General features: G+C 60.5%; 14 protein-coding genes. 5 read left to right on the forward strand and 9 right to left on the reverse strand.

The window, feature by feature from the left end; genetic code table 11:
- Nucleotides 1-89: 89 nt before the first annotated feature.
- Nucleotides 90-602, reverse strand: a complete 513-nt coding sequence (locus tag C8P69_RS22570; RefSeq protein WP_146167431.1) for a hypothetical protein — start codon at nucleotides 600-602, stop codon at nucleotides 90-92.
- Nucleotides 603-824: 222 nt separating this feature from the next.
- Between C8P69_RS22570 and C8P69_RS22575 the strand changes: the two genes are divergently transcribed.
- On the forward strand, nucleotides 825-1,181 hold the full coding sequence (locus tag C8P69_RS22575; protein WP_108179692.1) for a ComEA family DNA-binding protein: 357 nt from the start codon (nucleotides 825-827) through the stop codon (nucleotides 1,179-1,181).
- A gap of 66 nt (nucleotides 1,182-1,247) precedes the next feature.
- On the opposite strand, the gene C8P69_RS23660 is transcribed toward C8P69_RS22575, so the two are convergent.
- The 4 genes from C8P69_RS23660 to C8P69_RS24010 all read right to left on the reverse strand — a co-directional run bounded on the left by C8P69_RS23660 (nucleotide 1,248) and on the right by C8P69_RS24010 (nucleotide 3,480).
- The gene (locus C8P69_RS23660) at nucleotides 1,248-1,472 is read right to left on the reverse strand and encodes a hypothetical protein (protein WP_146167432.1); all 225 of its coding nucleotides are present in this window, start codon (nucleotides 1,470-1,472) and stop codon (nucleotides 1,248-1,250) included.
- A 56-nt stretch (nucleotides 1,473-1,528) separates the two neighbouring features.
- Entirely contained in the window at nucleotides 1,529-2,854 is a 1,326-nt protein-coding gene (locus C8P69_RS22580) for a TadE/TadG family type IV pilus assembly protein (RefSeq protein WP_108179693.1), read from the reverse strand.
- A gap of 138 nt (nucleotides 2,855-2,992) precedes the next feature.
- The gene (locus tag C8P69_RS22585) at nucleotides 2,993-3,328 is read right to left on the reverse strand and encodes an endonuclease domain-containing protein (protein WP_108179694.1); all 336 of its coding nucleotides are present in this window, start codon (nucleotides 3,326-3,328) and stop codon (nucleotides 2,993-2,995) included.
- Complete coding sequence (locus C8P69_RS24010) at nucleotides 3,325-3,480, reverse strand: hypothetical protein (RefSeq protein WP_170118365.1); 156 nt, start codon at nucleotides 3,478-3,480, stop codon at nucleotides 3,325-3,327. Before C8P69_RS24010 ends, C8P69_RS22585 begins: the two co-directional genes overlap by 4 nt.
- A 216-nt stretch (nucleotides 3,481-3,696) precedes the next feature.
- Here C8P69_RS24010 and C8P69_RS22595 point away from each other — a divergent pair, with 216 nt between their 5' ends.
- Nucleotides 3,697-3,858, forward strand: a complete 162-nt coding sequence (locus C8P69_RS22595; protein WP_108179696.1) for a Flp family type IVb pilin — start codon at nucleotides 3,697-3,699, stop codon at nucleotides 3,856-3,858.
- Between the two features lie 401 nt (nucleotides 3,859-4,259).
- On the opposite strand, the gene C8P69_RS22600 is transcribed toward C8P69_RS22595, so the two are convergent.
- The 3 genes from C8P69_RS22600 to C8P69_RS22610 all read right to left on the reverse strand — a co-directional run bounded on the left by C8P69_RS22600 (nucleotide 4,260) and on the right by C8P69_RS22610 (nucleotide 9,667).
- Complete coding sequence (locus tag C8P69_RS22600) at nucleotides 4,260-4,718, reverse strand: BLUF domain-containing protein (protein ID WP_108179697.1); 459 nt, start codon at nucleotides 4,716-4,718, stop codon at nucleotides 4,260-4,262.
- Nucleotides 4,719-4,761: 43 nt separating this feature from the next.
- A complete protein-coding gene (locus C8P69_RS22605; protein ID WP_108179698.1) occupies nucleotides 4,762-8,043 on the reverse strand; it encodes a bifunctional diguanylate cyclase/phosphodiesterase in 3,282 nt (1,093 codons plus the stop codon).
- Nucleotides 8,044-8,185: 142 nt separating this feature from the next.
- Complete coding sequence (locus C8P69_RS22610; RefSeq protein WP_108179699.1) at nucleotides 8,186-9,667, reverse strand: methyl-accepting chemotaxis protein; 1,482 nt, start codon at nucleotides 9,665-9,667, stop codon at nucleotides 8,186-8,188.
- A gap of 314 nt (nucleotides 9,668-9,981) precedes the next feature.
- On the opposite strand from C8P69_RS22610, the gene C8P69_RS22615 reads away from it, so the two are divergent.
- Entirely contained in the window at nucleotides 9,982-11,904 is a 1,923-nt protein-coding gene (locus C8P69_RS22615) for a sensor domain-containing diguanylate cyclase (RefSeq protein ID WP_108179700.1), read from the forward strand.
- Between the two features lie 387 nt (nucleotides 11,905-12,291).
- A complete protein-coding gene (locus C8P69_RS22620) occupies nucleotides 12,292-12,558 on the forward strand; it encodes a ribbon-helix-helix domain-containing protein (RefSeq protein ID WP_245902209.1) in 267 nt (88 codons plus the stop codon).
- A 235-nt stretch (nucleotides 12,559-12,793) separates the two neighbouring features.
- Here the strand turns inward: C8P69_RS22620 and C8P69_RS22625 are convergent, their stop codons facing one another.
- Nucleotides 12,794-13,561, reverse strand: coding sequence for a molybdate ABC transporter substrate-binding protein (locus C8P69_RS22625; RefSeq protein WP_108179701.1), 768 nt, complete (start codon nucleotides 13,559-13,561; stop codon nucleotides 12,794-12,796).
- 297 nt (nucleotides 13,562-13,858) lie between these two features.
- Here C8P69_RS22625 and C8P69_RS22630 point away from each other — a divergent pair.
- On the forward strand, nucleotides 13,859-14,379 hold a 521-nt coding region (locus C8P69_RS22630), incomplete at its 3' end, for a phasin family protein (RefSeq protein ID WP_108179702.1).

Consider the following 14,379-nt stretch of genomic DNA (forward strand, 5'->3'; position numbering starts at 1 on the left):
AGCTTGCCGGCCGTGCCGGCCTGACAAACGCCCGACCTCGCTCGGCGGTCGGTCTGTGGTGATCAGAAGATACACCACGTCCTGGGACATCACCCAAAGGCGAGCCTTGCTTCCGCCTGATCCGAACGCCCGCGCTCGCCAGCAACCATGTTGCGCTGGTCGGTGGACGCTGAGACCTGCAAGGTCATGCCGAAAGGCGCGCGTTCGCGATCGAGGAACCTGTATCGGCCTTGGATGCCGAAACCGGTCGCGAATAGGCCGCGGGTATCGCCTATTGCCGAGACGTTATGAACGTTGGACGCAATTCCGCGAAACGAGAACGATGTCGAGAAATTCTCAACGAGGCCGTACTTGAGTTCCAGAGAGGGGCTCGTGACAGAGAACGAGCCGGATCGGCGACCAAGCCGGCTCGGAATAACCAGGTGAGGCACAAACGCACCGGGCTCTTCCGTATCGGCTCCGGTCGTCTGGCCGAACGCATGCTCGCTATCGACGTCACTGGCCCGGCTGCGCTGCGGCCCATCTTGGGCCGCAGCCATGGATGCATTCAGTGCGGCAGCCAGGACGAGTATGGTTCGGATTGAAGGAGCAGGTTTTGCCATGTTCGATTGCCTCGCCTGATCCATACATTAGAATGATTCCAACAAAAGGCAACAAGTGCTTGACGGCCGGGACCGCCCCCCAAACGTTGTCCGCCGTTCAGCCTTCCGCCACGGGTTCAGCAAAAACCCGTCTTTTCACAGCCATCAAGCGGTGGTGTCCTGATCTCACCAGCCGATCAGGGACCGCGCAGCGGCCCGCCGGCTGAACCGGAAGGACACGCCATGCTGAAGACCCTGATGCTCGCCGCCGCCCTCGGCCTCGCCGGCACCGCTGCGATGGCGCAGACGGTCACCCAGCCCTCGACCACCACGCCGACGACCCGTCCGGCGCCGACCGCCCCGGCGACGACGACCCCGTCGGCTACTCCGGCCGCCACCACTCCGGCGGTCCAGCTCATCGACATCAACTCCGCAACGGAAGCGGAGCTGCGCGTTCTCCCCGGCATCGGCGAGGCCCGTGCCAAAGCGATCATCGCCGGCCGCCCCTATCGCGGCAAGGACGAGCTCGTGCGCAAGAACATCCTGACCCAGGGCGTCTATGACGGCATCCAAGCCCGGATCATCGCTCGCCAGCGCTGAGGGCCGCCGGGTGGTGGGCGGCAAATGCCGCCCGCTGTCGGTAGGCTAGAATGGTGCCGGGCAACGCTAAACGCCATCTTCAACGTCCGAGCCAGCATTTGTACGCTGCATGAACCAGAGCACGATGGCGACCATCACTGCTCCAAAAAGCCCGCCTTCGACGGCATGAGCGAGCGCGTCTCGCGAGCCGAAAAATCCCTCATGATCCAGCACAATGCCGGCCAATATGCCGAATGAGCCACCGGCCAACGTCGCTGCAAGAACGATGAGACCTTCGAAACCACGTGACATTGGACTGCTTCGATCGTTTGTTCCGGTGAGACAGGGGTTGAAATTGCGTCTGAGGCTCACTGCGTGAGGCGCGCCGTGGCGATGGCCTTCTTGAACAGGGCGGTCATGGCATCCGCGATGCCCTGGGTCGGGCTCACCTCAAAATACAGACCCGGCGAGGCGCAGTTTTGCATCTTGGTGCCGATGGTCGACTGGAACGGCGCGATCCACTGGTTGTACCACCAGTTCGTCGTCAGCGGCAGGTAGGTGGTGTAGAGCACGGCGATACGGATGCCGCGGTTCTTGATCGTGTCGCAGATCGCAGGGTTCAGCGGCTCCTGGCAGCGGGTGCTGCTCGACAGCGCCCGGGTGCAGGTCGAGGGCAGGCTCGCATCGCTGACGCCGTCTGCGACCAGCATCAGCACCTTCTGCGGCGCCCCCGCCGTCGACCCGTCGCCCGGCGTGGCGATCAGCTTGTTCACGGCGGAAAGGGACGCCGTGTTGTCGGTGCACTGGTCGTCATTGTAGCCCTGATAGGGAATGGTCATCAGGTCGATATTGCCGGCCTTGGCCTTGGCATTGGAGAGATTGGTCGTCAGCGAGGTGATCTCGGTGGCTCCGAGGGCGGTGCAGCTGTCGCCATAGGTGTAGATCGCCGCGCGGAACTGGCCGCTGACCACCTGCGTCGCCTGCGCCGTGTCCATCAGCTGCTGGGCGGCCGCCCGCACCACGTCGATGCGCATGGTCACCTTCAGCTGCTTGGCCAGCTGATAATAGCCATTGCTGTTCGACAGGTCGTGGCAGGCGAGGCCGCACTGGTCGGAGGTGTTGTTGACCATCGTCTGGACATCGGCGGGGGTCGCGCCGATGCCCATGGACGGGGTGTTGTCGAGCAGCAGGTAGAAATCGATATAGGTCGGCAGGTTCGACGAGGCCGTTGAGCTGCCCGCGATCTGCAGCGTCGAATAGCCGAAGAGGCCCATGAACGCGTTCTGCACCGTCGCGGTGTAGGTCACGCTGGAGGAGCGGACGAGGCCATTGTCCGAGACGGTGATGTTGACGCTGTTGACCGTCACCCGCGGGAAGGTCTCGGTGTTCGCATTGAAGCTGGCGGTGGCATTGGTCTTGGCGACCGCCGCGGTCGGCACGGTCGAAGCGATCTTCACCCCCGTCAGCGCCGCGATATCAGCAACGGAATCGAGCTTGGACTTGGCGCGGGCGGCATAGGTGTAGTCCACCGCCGAGCCCACCACGCCGAGGAGTGGCGGCAGCGCCAGCGCGAACATGATCGCGACATTGCCGGCGCGGGACAGGCGGAATGTCCTGGCAAGGCCAGCCAGGCGGCGGGACAGGATCGTGCCGCGACGAAGCGAAAAGGGTCGGCAGGCGGGGCGATCGAGCATGGCGGCAAACTCCACGACGTACCGGGGATTTGCGCATCTGCTTGCTGACGTTCGGTAAATGCGACCGCCGAACGGCGCCGTCGCGCCGCTTTGCCATGCTCCGGCAACGGGCTGTTACAAGCCAGGGTGAATGGTCCCTTAGCGGGCAGGCGGCGGCAGGGCCGCGAGCCGTCCGCGCAGATCCTCCAGCGCGGCGGGCGGATCGGTCTCCACCACCCGCGCCTCCATGACGACGATGCGATAGCCGCGCTCCGCGAGCCAGGCGCGTTTCTCCTCGCGCCAGCCTGCGGCGGCGTCACCTTGGGTGTGCGGTTCGAAATCGACCACCACCCGCTCGTCGAAGGAGACGAGGTCGGCGACATGCGGGCCGATCGGCACCGCGCGCTTCAAGCCACGACCGGCAAAGTCGAGGTCCTTCACCAGCACCTCACACAGCGCCTTCTCGGCCTCAGTTGGATTGCGGCGGTTCCTCAATGCTCCTGCCGCCTTGCGCGAATCTCGGCGTCGAGTTGTTTGTCGGCCTCAACCGCTTCGATCCGCGCCGCTGAGAGTCCACCCAATGCAAGCGCGACCGTCTCCGGCGACCAACCCGTCGCCTCGGCTAAATCCGCGATGATCTGGAACATCGGCTCAAGCACAAACTCGCACTCAAGCAGGTGGTCGGCACTGTCAGGTGGCGTTTTCGGACTTGGGATTGTCATGCTTTCAATGCACGCCGTTGACATGCGAGCGAGCCAATGCAGCGGAAAGCCAGAATGCTGGAATGCTTCGAAGGTCGTAATCCCTGTTATACAGCCTTTAATGCAAAGCCCCTATAAGGGTGGAAACTGGGACCCCCGCCCGTGCAAAAGCTACGTTACTTTCTCGCCGACACGCGCGGCGCCACTGCCATCGAGTATGGCCTCATCGCCGCCGGCATCGCCGCTGTGGTCATCACAGCGGTTTACGGGCTCGGTTCCAAGGTCAATGCCAAATTCACGTCGCTCAACACGTCGCTGAAGTAATGGCAAGTGGGATCCGCTCGGACGATTAGCCCCGTGGCATCATATGACAGACGGAAATTACCCAAATGGAGAAGCCCGCCGCTCTCCCCCGAGAGCGGCGGGCCAGACGCGGGCGGAGGGGTATGGTGGAAAACCCGCCATCGTCCAAAACAACCTCTACGCCACTGATCGCAGCTAGCAAGACCGTACCGTTTACCGATCTTCAATTGCTATACCGTAACCCAGTACGCAGCGATGTGTGGACACATCGCGGGTGTAGGGGGGGGGAGCGCAACAGCCGGCGCTCTCCCCTTTTTTCATTTTTGCATCCGAATAAAGCTTCTGGGCTTTGAGGCGTTTGAACAGGATCATCGATCGCTCTGGGTCGAGCGTAGTATCGATCGCGCTGTCGTGGTTGGTCTTCAGTCCAAATAAATTCCATCAGGCGCAACATGAGCAGCGCCCATCCGACTGGTCGGATTAACCCCAGCTCGGATCGATTTGGCCAGGCTCAGGATGGCGGGGGCCTTGAGATTTTCCGGTGTCCAGCCGGACGCGACAAAATCGGGCCTGCGCTTCAGGGGTGCCCATTTCATGGTCCACTCGGGAAAGAGTCGCCGGTCAACGGGCACCAGCTCGACCAACAGGATGTCTGAGTGCCGCTGGTCTGTGAACAGTTTCCCGAGCAAGGTGCTGATTGAACGATTGCTGCCCTCCAGGACCTGCAGGAAATGCCTGTCCACGGATAGCAGAATGCCGGTGAGTTTCAGCCGCGCATTGTTCCGGGCTGACTGACCTTCGATCTGGGTCAGCGTGTCAAATGTTGCATGCTCATCGATGGCGTCAGACAGCTTGCTGGCGTATATGCATCTGTAAAGCATGGTTCCTTCTCGCGTTCCTACGGTGCAGCTTAAGCGCGGCAAGCTATCCGACCTTGCGACGCGGCGGCTCGATTACCTCCCCAATCCGTCGGTTTTCGAAACCGAGTTCATCCGCAGGGACAGGACGGCCGAACAGATAACCTTGGCCGAAGGTGCAGCCTGCGTTCGCAAGGAGCTGGGCTTGATCTGATTGTTCGATACCCTCAGCAGTCGATGAGATTCCCAGGCTTTTGGTGAGTCCGATGACCGCGCAAACGACGGCATGCGCATCAGCGCTGCGGCCAAGGTCATCGATGAAGACCTTGTCGATCTTCAGCTTGTCGAACGGAAACGTCCGAATATAGCTGAGAGACGAGTAACCCGTTCCGAAATCGTCGAGCACGATATGAACACCCAGCTTGCGCAGCCGCTGGAGATCATCGAGCAGGACCGCATCGCGGTCGATGAGAATGCTCTCGGTCACTTCCAGTTCGAGCCTGGCTGGGTCAAGCCCTGTGGCCATGAGTAGCGGTTCCACAATAGCGCACATGCTTCGGTTTCGCAGTTGGACAGGCGATACGTTGACCGCGACGCGAATGTGCGGAGGCATCTCCTTCGCATCCAGACAGGCCTTCTCAATGACCCAATCGCCGACCGGGTTGATGAGACCGGTCTCTTCCAGCAACGGAACAAAGGCCGCCGGCGAGATAAGCCCTCGTTCCGGGTGCTGCCAACGAAGTAGAGCCTCGACCCCGGTCACCTCTCCGCTGCGCAAATCGACGACAGGCTGGTAATGGAGCCGAAATTCCCCCCGCAAATGGGCGAGGCGGATATCAGCCTCGAGCGCCCGCCTTGACCGCACGATCGCGTCGAGTTCGCTGTCATAGACGCGCACTCCGTTTCGGCCGTCAGCTTTAGCCTTGTAGAGCGCTGCATCTGCGTTTCTCATCAATTCGTCCGCGCTGGCGCCGTGGGTTGGCGCCATGGCGATCCCGATGCTGGCCCCAACGAGGAGCTGCCGGTCCTCGACCATGTAGGGTTCAGATACTGCTTCGAGCAGTCGATGACCCATAGCGATCGTCGCCATCGGAACTTGCGGCAAACTGCGATGGATAATGGCGAACTCGTCGCCGCCAAGCCGAGCCACAATATCCTCGTCAAGGACGCAGCGACGCATCCGCTCGGCGACCTGACGCAGGATCTCATCACCGACAGCGTGGCCATAGGTGTCATTGACCGCCTTGAACCTGTCGAGATCGATCATGAGAATGCTAAAGCTCTGGTCGCTGAGCAGCGCTTCGCCCACGTAGGACTTGAGCGCAGCTCGATTGTTGAGCCCGGTTAGAGCGTCGTGGTGAGCCGCGTGATGAATGCGCTCGAGCGCTGCAGCCCGATCCGTGACGTCTTCGTGGGTCGTTACCCACCCACCGCCCGGGATGGGCGACGTCACAGACTGGATCAACCGCCCGGAGCGCGTCTTGAGCGTCGTGCGGAATTCCTCACCGTCAGCAAGATTGCGCTTCAAGGCGATGAGCCGCTCCACAGGCTCCCCAGAAAACGTGCCTGCATCACCTCTGAGTTGCAGGAGTTCGAACGCTGACATGCCTTTGACGACCTGCCCAGGATCGAGCTCGAACAGCTGAACATACCTCTGATTGAAGATCGACAGCCGTTCGTCAGCGCCAAACATAACCAAGCCTTGAGCCATATGTTCAAGGGTCAACGACAATTGCTGTGCCTTCTCCGACGCCTCCTGACTCGCCCGGAGAGCCTTGTCGTACAGAGACTTCCGCTCAGTTACGTCTATATAGCTGGTAACGAACCCGCCGCCGCTGACTGGAACGCCCTGAACCGCAATAACACGCCCATCGGGTCGCGCGCGCTCGAACTGATGCGGCACGTTCCGCGTTGCGAGCTCAAGTCGTTCCGCAATCTGCTGCTCTGGATCGCCCGGACCGTATTCACCTCGGTAGGCGTTGTAAGAGATGATATCTTTCAGTGTTGTTACAGGCCGATCGATTAGATCCTCGGGAAGCTCAAGGATCTCTCGAAACTGCGCATTGTGATGTCGCAGCCGCAGATTGGCGTCGATGTAGGAGATTCCGCCTGGGAAGCTGTCGATAATGGTCTTCAGCAGCTCTCGCTGTTGAACAAGATCAGTGACATCGGTCCGAAAGCCAACCGAATGGCCGGACTTGGTTCGTCGCTCGCGAACCTGCATCCATCGACCGTTTGGCAGCTGCTGAAGAACCTCATTGGCTTCCGCCTGATGGCTTGCGAGTCGTTCCTTGAGCCAAGCTGTCTGGGACGAGGCGTCCGTTCCCGCAGCGGGGTACTGGCCATTTTCGAGGCCGAACCGAATGATTTCCTCGAAGCTGATGCCGGGAGCGACAATGGGAGCCGTTTCCGGGTAGCCATTCCGATAGGCTGCATTGCAGACGGCGAGTTTGTCGTCTTCATCAAAAATGACGAACCCATCGGGGACGGCATCGATGGCCTCAGCGAGCAGCATTTCGGCACGGCGACCCGCAGTAATGTCCGTCCGGACGATCAGAAAGCGATCAATGCGCCCCAACCGATCGTGCAGGGGGGTAACCGAAGTATCGGCCCAGTAGCGCTGGCCGCCTTTCGATATTTCGCACAGCTCCCCGCGCCAGACCGAACGACGCCGCAAGGTTCTTAGGACGTTCCAGGCCAACGTTCGCGGCGTGTCACTCGCCTGAAGTGACAGATAGTGCCGTCCGATTAGCTCCTCGCGCTCAAACCCTGAAAGTCGGCAAAACGGAGCATTCGCTTCAACGAACCGACCACGTCGGTCGATCACCGCAATCAGAGCCGCGCTGTTGAGTACGCTTTGAAAGGCTTTCGCTTGCTCCAGGGCTTGCTCCGCGTCGCGCCGGCCAACCTTTTGCTCAGCTGCTGCGGCCCCGAACGCGGTCACGTCGTCGATAGTTACCACAAACTGACGTTCTGAAGCATCTGCGATTGGGCTGATCGCAATGGAAAGCCAGCGGCGCTCGCCGTCTGGGCCCTCCAGAGCAACAACCGAACTTGAGGAAGCCGTATCGTGCGTCCGGCCCTCCAACCCGGTCCAGAGGGATTGGAAGGGGGCGTCCCGGGTGCGCCAGCCGGCGCCGAAGTCGAGGTTGGCTGGCCGACTTATGTCCGGGTGGCCCAGAAGATGTAGCGCGATGTGATTAACCGCCACCAGGCGCCCGGCACCATCCACGACCGCCATGCCGTTTGGCGCCAGAGTGACCAATCTGCGCCAGTCTCGCAGGCTCGGAGCCACGGACACCGAGTGAGCTTCCAGAGGCGTGCAGACCTGTGACGATCGCCTTGCCATGGGTCATGTTCCATCGTGCGGCAGGCATCAATCTGTCGCAATTACCTGTGAAATTGCCGTTAATGCTACTTCTGGCTGCTTCAGATCCGTTTGGCGAATGCAGGCATCGCAAAAGGTGACTGTCAGGGAGCGTCTTGCGAGCCTACCGCGCCAGGACGACAGCTGCTTCGCGCGTCGCCGCAACCGCCGTTGAGACCTGCGTGACGGCTGCCGAGATGCCGGTCATGTTCTCGGTTATTGCAGCGCTCGAGCGGGCGGCGGCTTGCATCGTGGACGACATGTCGTGCGTGACAGCGCTCTGCTCCTCGATGGACGCGGCCGTTGCCACAACGCTGTCCCGCAGCACCTCGATCGAAGAGCGGATCGCCTGGAGAGATTGCAGAACATCATCCGAAATCGCCTGGACCCCATTGATCTCGGAACCGATCTGCTCGGTAGCCTTGGCAGCCTGGTTGGCGAGGTTTTTCACCTCCTGAGCCACCACAGCAAAGCCCTTTCCGGCTTCCCCCGCGCGCGCGGATTCAATCGTCGCATTGAGCGCCAACAGATTGATTTGGCCGGCGATATTATTGATCAAGCCCACAATACCACCCATGGCCACGGTGGCTTCCGAGAGGCGGCTAGCATGCGTGCCGGCCGCGTCGGTTTGAGAAAAGGCGCTCTCGGTCGCAGTGCGCGACTTGGCCATCATTTGGGAGATTTCCGAGATGGAGGCGGCCAGTTCCTCGGTGGCGGCAGCCATCCCCTGGACATTGTCACGTGTCAGACCAGCCCCTTCAATCGCGTGAGCGGACTGCTCATTGGTTCGAGCAATCGCCTGATCAATCTCCTGGAAGTTCGTATCGATCATCGTGCGGAGCCGACCGAGCATTTGCATCTGCTCCGTGATGTCTGTGGCGAACTTGACCACCTTCACCACCCGCCTCGATGGATCGAAAATGGGGTTGTAGGACGCCTGGAGCCACACCTCCTTCTGGTCCCGACCAAGCCGCCGATACTGCCCGGCCTGGTACTCACCTCGCTTCAAGCTCTCCCAAAAGCGGACGTAATCGCTGCTCGCCTTCGTTGCAGCATCGATAAAGATTGAGTGGTGTTTGCCTTTGATGTCCGAAAGACTGTAGCCGACAGCATTGAGGAAATTGTCGTTCGCATCCAGGATCATGCCATCAGGCGTGAACGAGATCACCGCCTGTGACCGGCGGATCGCCGCTAATTCCCCTGCCCGTTCGGCGTCCTCACAGCTCCGGCGCGTGATGTCAGTCGCGAACTTGACGACCCGGTAAGGCTTGCCCTTTTCGTCCAAGAGAGGATTGTAGGACGCCTCGATCCAGACTTCGCGGCCACCTTTGGCGATGCGCTTGAATTGCCCCGCTTCGAACTGCCCGGCCCGGAGTTTGTCCCAAAAGGCCTGGTATTCGGGACCAGCCTTGGCAGCCGCATCGACGAATATGGAATGGTGCTTGCCGCGAATTTCCTCAAGCGTGTAGCCAAGCACCTTTAGGAAATTGGCATTTGCGTCCAGGATTGTCCCCTGGAGGTCAAACTCGATAATGGCCTGGACGCGATCCAAGGCCGCGAACTTGGCATTGCGATCACGAGCACTCGTACCGAAATAGTGCCACATGGCGTTTCTCCGGGGCCATGATCAGCGATCTTGGGCTGCCCTCAGCCCACGCAAGAGGCACATATTCAACGCAGCAATGGCGTTAATTTTGCCTGAAGATTCCGCGGAAACGGCAGGCGATCGAGCGCCATACGCGGTTGAACGTAGATCCATAGCAGCTGTCGTACCTCGCGCCGTGGCGTGTAAATTGGCCTTTGCGCGCAGAAATTCTCGGTAAATTTGACATCGGGATCGCTGCCGCCTCAAAAGTCGCATGCGCCGCATTATAGAAATAAAAACCTTCTGCGGTGCCTGATGGCAGGCACGGAAACGTCATGACAACCACAACATCCCACTACGCCCACACGATGAACTGGCCCACGCACGCCATGAGGGTTCTCCTGGTTGTCGTTTGCGTCACCATCATTGGTCTCAGCTGGTATCGCGAAGCGCAGATCCGGGACGCCGATATTCGGCTCGCCGAGACTGAAGCAAGCAATCTTGCTCGCTCACTCGTCCAGCAGGCCGAGGACAGCGTTGAGCTTGTGGACAACGCCCTGATCGGGATCGCACATTGGTTGGAGAACTTTGGTGATCGGCCCAACGCTGTAAAGCATCTGCAAGAGCTGCTCTATCTGCGAAAATCAACCATTCCTCGCCTACGCGGCCTGTTCGTCTATGGCGCTGACGGTTCGTGGATTGCAACATCTGAAACCGAAAACATAGTGGGTCACAACAACAGCGACCGGGACTACTTTCGGCAGCACCGCGCATCGAACGATCGAGGGCCACTCATTGGGGTACCCGTCAGGAGCCGGTCAGGTGGCCAATGGATCATCACCGTTTCGAGACGACTCAATACCCCTGACGGGCAATTTGCCGGCGTCGCGCTAGCTTCGCTCGACGTCACCTACTTCGTCGAAAAGTTCCAGGCATTCGACGTGGGTACGCAAGGCTCGCTGGCCCTTCTGCGAAACGACGGTAGCCTTCTCGCGCGACATCCGTTCGACGAACAGGCGATCGGTCGAAACTTCACAAACTCACCGTTCTTCCGGCATGTCTCTGCCGACAACAGCGGGGTGGTCCACTTCCGTAGCATTCTGGACGATGTGGTGAGGATCAGCGCATATCACCGCAGCACCAAGAATGGTTTGGTCATGCTGGTGGCCCGCGGGTACGAGGAAGTCATCGCACCCTGGCGGGCGGAAGCGATGTGGCGAATGAGCATGGTCGGGGCGCTCACCGCGATCATCGGCATCATGGGTATGCTCATGATCCGTGAGTTGAACTCGCGTCAGCGACTGCTCAGTGCCGTCATGGCGCGCGAGACGGAGTTTCGGCTCCTCGCCGAGGCATCCAACGATATGGTCACACGGATCGATTTTGACGGCACCCTCACCTACGTGTCGCCTGCATCGCTTCGCGTCCTTGGTTGGGCCCCCGATGCGCTGGTCGGAGGCCATGCATTGGCCGGTCTGGACACCGGAGACCGCACAGCGGTCGAGGCGCTGGTTGCAAAGCTACGCCGGGGAGAGATCTCTCAAGCGATGATTGCCTACAGGACCAGGCACCGGACGACCGGGACCGTTTGGCTTGAGTCCTCTCTCTCTGTCACACGCGATCCATCCAGCGGACGGGTGAACGGCGTCGTCGCGATCTCGCGCGACGTGACTGAGCACAAGCAGCTGGAAGGGCACCTGTCTCGTCTCGCGACGCTTGACGGGCTGACAGGCCTCGCGAACCGTCGCTTCCTTGACGATCGCGCCGAGCGCGAAATGCAACTTGCAAGACGGGCAGACCATCCCATCAGCCTGCTTCTCATCGATGCCGATCACTTCAAAGCATTCAATGACACTTATGGCCACCTGGCAGGCGATCATTGCCTTCAGCAGATTGCGGCAGTGATCCAAGGCCATGCGACGCGGCCAGGTGATCTCGCCGCACGGTACGGAGGTGAGGAGTTCGCGCTTCTGCTCGCGGAGACCGATCGCGCCGGGGCTCACGTGGTTGCAGACCGCATTCGCCATGGGATCGAGGAGCTCGCCTTGCCCCATAGCGGCAATAGCGCAAGCGAATTTGTCACCGTGAGCATTGGCGTTGCCACAGTGCCCCCGGGGATGTCGACATCGACAGTCAAGGACCTGGTCCGTCTCGCAGATCACGCCCTCTACGCGGCAAAAGATGCGGGACGTAATCGCGTCAGCGGACCACTGAGTGTGGCTCCCACGACCCAGCCAGAACAGACGCCTGTTGCGTGAATTGCGAAGTCATGGGGGCGGTGCGCACCTCGCAGGCTCTGCTCCGCTGAAACACGGCATATTGGCCGAAGCGCACGTGGTGCATGAGGCGCGCGAGCCACATCAGGATGCAGCAAGGCGGCGTCACCACCGAGGCTGATAAGCGTCTTTGCCGGGCAAATGCGGTTGTAGAAAATGACTAGATCCCCCGATCGAACCCAGGCGCCTCCGCTCATGGCGTGGCGGTTCGTCGCGAAGGCCAGGATCCTGACATCGCCAGAATTCGGCCGGGCAACGCGGCGCGCATTCCGGGAGACCGCTGAGGGCCCTACTTCAGCGCGGTAGGAAATAATTAACCGACTCGCGCTGACGTGCCGCGATGGACGACATGATGTCGGAGATCCACCTGTGCCCCCGCCGAACCGTCGCATTACCCTCCAGTCGCAGATCAAAAAGCGATCCATCAATCTGGGCGGGCACAAAACATCCATATCCATGGAGGACGAATTCTGGGAAGCATTGCGCGCGCTCGCTCGATTGAACCAAGAGTCGATCCAAGCGCTCATGTTGCGGATCGACAGCGAACGTGAAGGGCCAAACCTGTCCTCCGCGCTTCGGCTCGAGGTTCTGAAGGAAGCTCGCGCGGGCAAACTGCCGGAGTTCTCTGGTAACTGACACTCCCCGGCCATTTTTTGATGGTCGGGCAGGTCTGCCCGTGTCAGCAGGACGGGCGAGTGCGAGCAATCACCTGCAAGATAATCCCCTGCCAATTTTTGCCACAGGCAGCGCGTCCGGAGAAAACGGACCCGGCCAGGCTCGACCAACTAGCTGCTGATTAAAGCGGATCCAGGGGATTGAATGATCTGGGTCACGACGTTCTCTTCCCCGTCTTTGACTTGAGTGACATTGCCTATCTCGGTTGCTCCATCCCCATCGTTCGGATGGCGTTGCTGGCCGCTTGCGAGGTGATGAAGCGAATAAACGAAGCAGCATCGCCGTGGTGCCCCCTGCTTGGAACAGCAGCCACGTATGTCGTGTAGTTCTGCAGATTTTCTCGCAACGGCCCCAGATACTGAATACCCGGCACACCGAGAAACTCGCTAACTTGCGCAAAGGCTAGATCCACCTGACCACTCGCTACCAACCGGGCCACTTCGGCGCCAGAGAGTGGGCGACTGAGCTTGGGCGCCACCAGATCGGACACTCCAAGACGGGCGAGCAGCGCCTCAACGTACGCGCCGCTTGGTCCGGCGGAATAGGCGAGCCGAGGTGCCGCGACCACAGCTGATCGGATTGCCTCCGCATTGCCTATCGGTGGAGGCGCATACCCGCTGCGAACCGCCATGGCGACACCAGTCCTGGCGACTGGCTTCTGACCATCAGCTGCCAGATACCCAGCTTCAACGAGCTTTCCGATCGCATCGGAGCCGATCAGGACGATATCAAATGCTTCGCCTCCGGCGATCCGCCGCGTCGTCGCCTCCGTGCCGCTCCAAGTGATCTCAACCCGGCGCCCCGACTGCTCCTGATAAAGCTCGCTCAGCTCTTGGAGCCCACCCTTCACCGCATTGGCAGCGATCACCCTCAATGGGCGCTCCTCCTGCGCGAGCGCACTGCCGACCACTGCCAGCAGCGCAAGTGCAACCGCAACAATCCTTTTGGGGAGTTCTCGTGCCATTGCATCCTCCGATCATTCGACCAAGGTCTTCGCCAGCATTGCGCAATCGCACGATTGTCGCAGTTCAAATCGTCCGCGCAAACCCAAGGGCCTATCGGTCCCGGCAAACCGGTGGGACGCGAATATATGCAGAAACGAAAGCTGTCTCGTAAGCCATTACGTCCTCCAGTTTATTGCAACGCAGCATGCTGCGGGATATCGGTGTAGTAAGGCTGCCGCGAGAGTAGCCTTTTCCGGTCTGCCTCCGCGGGGTAGGCGCCCGACCCTCTCCCACGCCCCCGCCTGGTAGTCTCCCCGATGAACGAGGATACGGCCCGTCCCAAGTCGGACAACGGTGCTTCGAACGGCATACTCTTCCCATTCAACGCTTTCGATCTCTCCGCTGACGAACTTCCGAAGCTGCCTGAGGCTCTGGCCGGCCTTACCAAGGTGGCAATGCCGGCTCCGTTGAAGGCCGCCGCCGAAAAGACTGCCGCGCAGATTCAGGAAGGCTACTCCCAGCTCGCGACTGCAACCGCGCAGTCGACTGACCTGATCCGTGAAACCTACGAGCAGACTGCCGATCAAATGAAGGTCGCCAACCAGAAGGCCTTCGATATGGCCCGCGCCAACATGACCGCCTGTTTCGATCATGTCCGCGCCCTGGCCGAGGCCAAGTCGCTGGCAGAGGTCATCTCGATGCAGTCTGCCTTCGTGCGCGAGTCTGAACCGACCCGGGTTTGTCGGCAACTGTATTCAGCTGGAGCCCTGAGGGACGTACCTCCGGCCACTGGCGATCATGGCATTGAGGGTTACGAGCAGCTTTCGCGCGGTGGCTA

This window comes from Phreatobacter oligotrophus (assembly GCF_003046185.1).
In the GTDB taxonomy this organism is placed as follows: domain Bacteria; phylum Pseudomonadota; class Alphaproteobacteria; order Rhizobiales; family Phreatobacteraceae; genus Phreatobacter; species Phreatobacter oligotrophus.

Bases quoted from the DNA above. Each gene is read 5' to 3' on its own strand.
- C8P69_RS22570 (WP_146167431.1), bottom strand. From the start codon at position 602: ATGGCAAAACCTGCTCCTTCAATCCGAACCATACTCGTCCTGGCTGCC.
- C8P69_RS22575 (WP_108179692.1), top strand. From the start codon at position 825: ATGCTGAAGACCCTGATGCTCGCCGCCGCCCTCGGCCTCGCCGGCACC.
- C8P69_RS23660 (WP_146167432.1), bottom strand. From the start codon at position 1,472: ATGTCACGTGGTTTCGAAGGTCTCATCGTTCTTGCAGCGACGTTGGCC.
- C8P69_RS22580 (WP_108179693.1), bottom strand. From the start codon at position 2,854: ATGCTCGATCGCCCCGCCTGCCGACCCTTTTCGCTTCGTCGCGGCACG.
- C8P69_RS24010 (WP_170118365.1), bottom strand. From the start codon at position 3,480: ATGTTCCAGATCATCGCGGATTTAGCCGAGGCGACGGGTTGGTCGCCG.
- C8P69_RS22600 (WP_108179697.1), bottom strand. From the start codon at position 4,718: ATGCTTTACAGATGCATATACGCCAGCAAGCTGTCTGACGCCATCGAT.
- C8P69_RS22605 (WP_108179698.1), bottom strand. From the start codon at position 8,043: ATGGCAAGGCGATCGTCACAGGTCTGCACGCCTCTGGAAGCTCACTCG.
- C8P69_RS22610 (WP_108179699.1), bottom strand. From the start codon at position 9,667: ATGTGGCACTATTTCGGTACGAGTGCTCGTGATCGCAATGCCAAGTTC.
- C8P69_RS22615 (WP_108179700.1), top strand. From the start codon at position 9,982: ATGACAACCACAACATCCCACTACGCCCACACGATGAACTGGCCCACG.
- C8P69_RS22625 (WP_108179701.1), bottom strand. From the start codon at position 13,561: ATGGCACGAGAACTCCCCAAAAGGATTGTTGCGGTTGCACTTGCGCTG.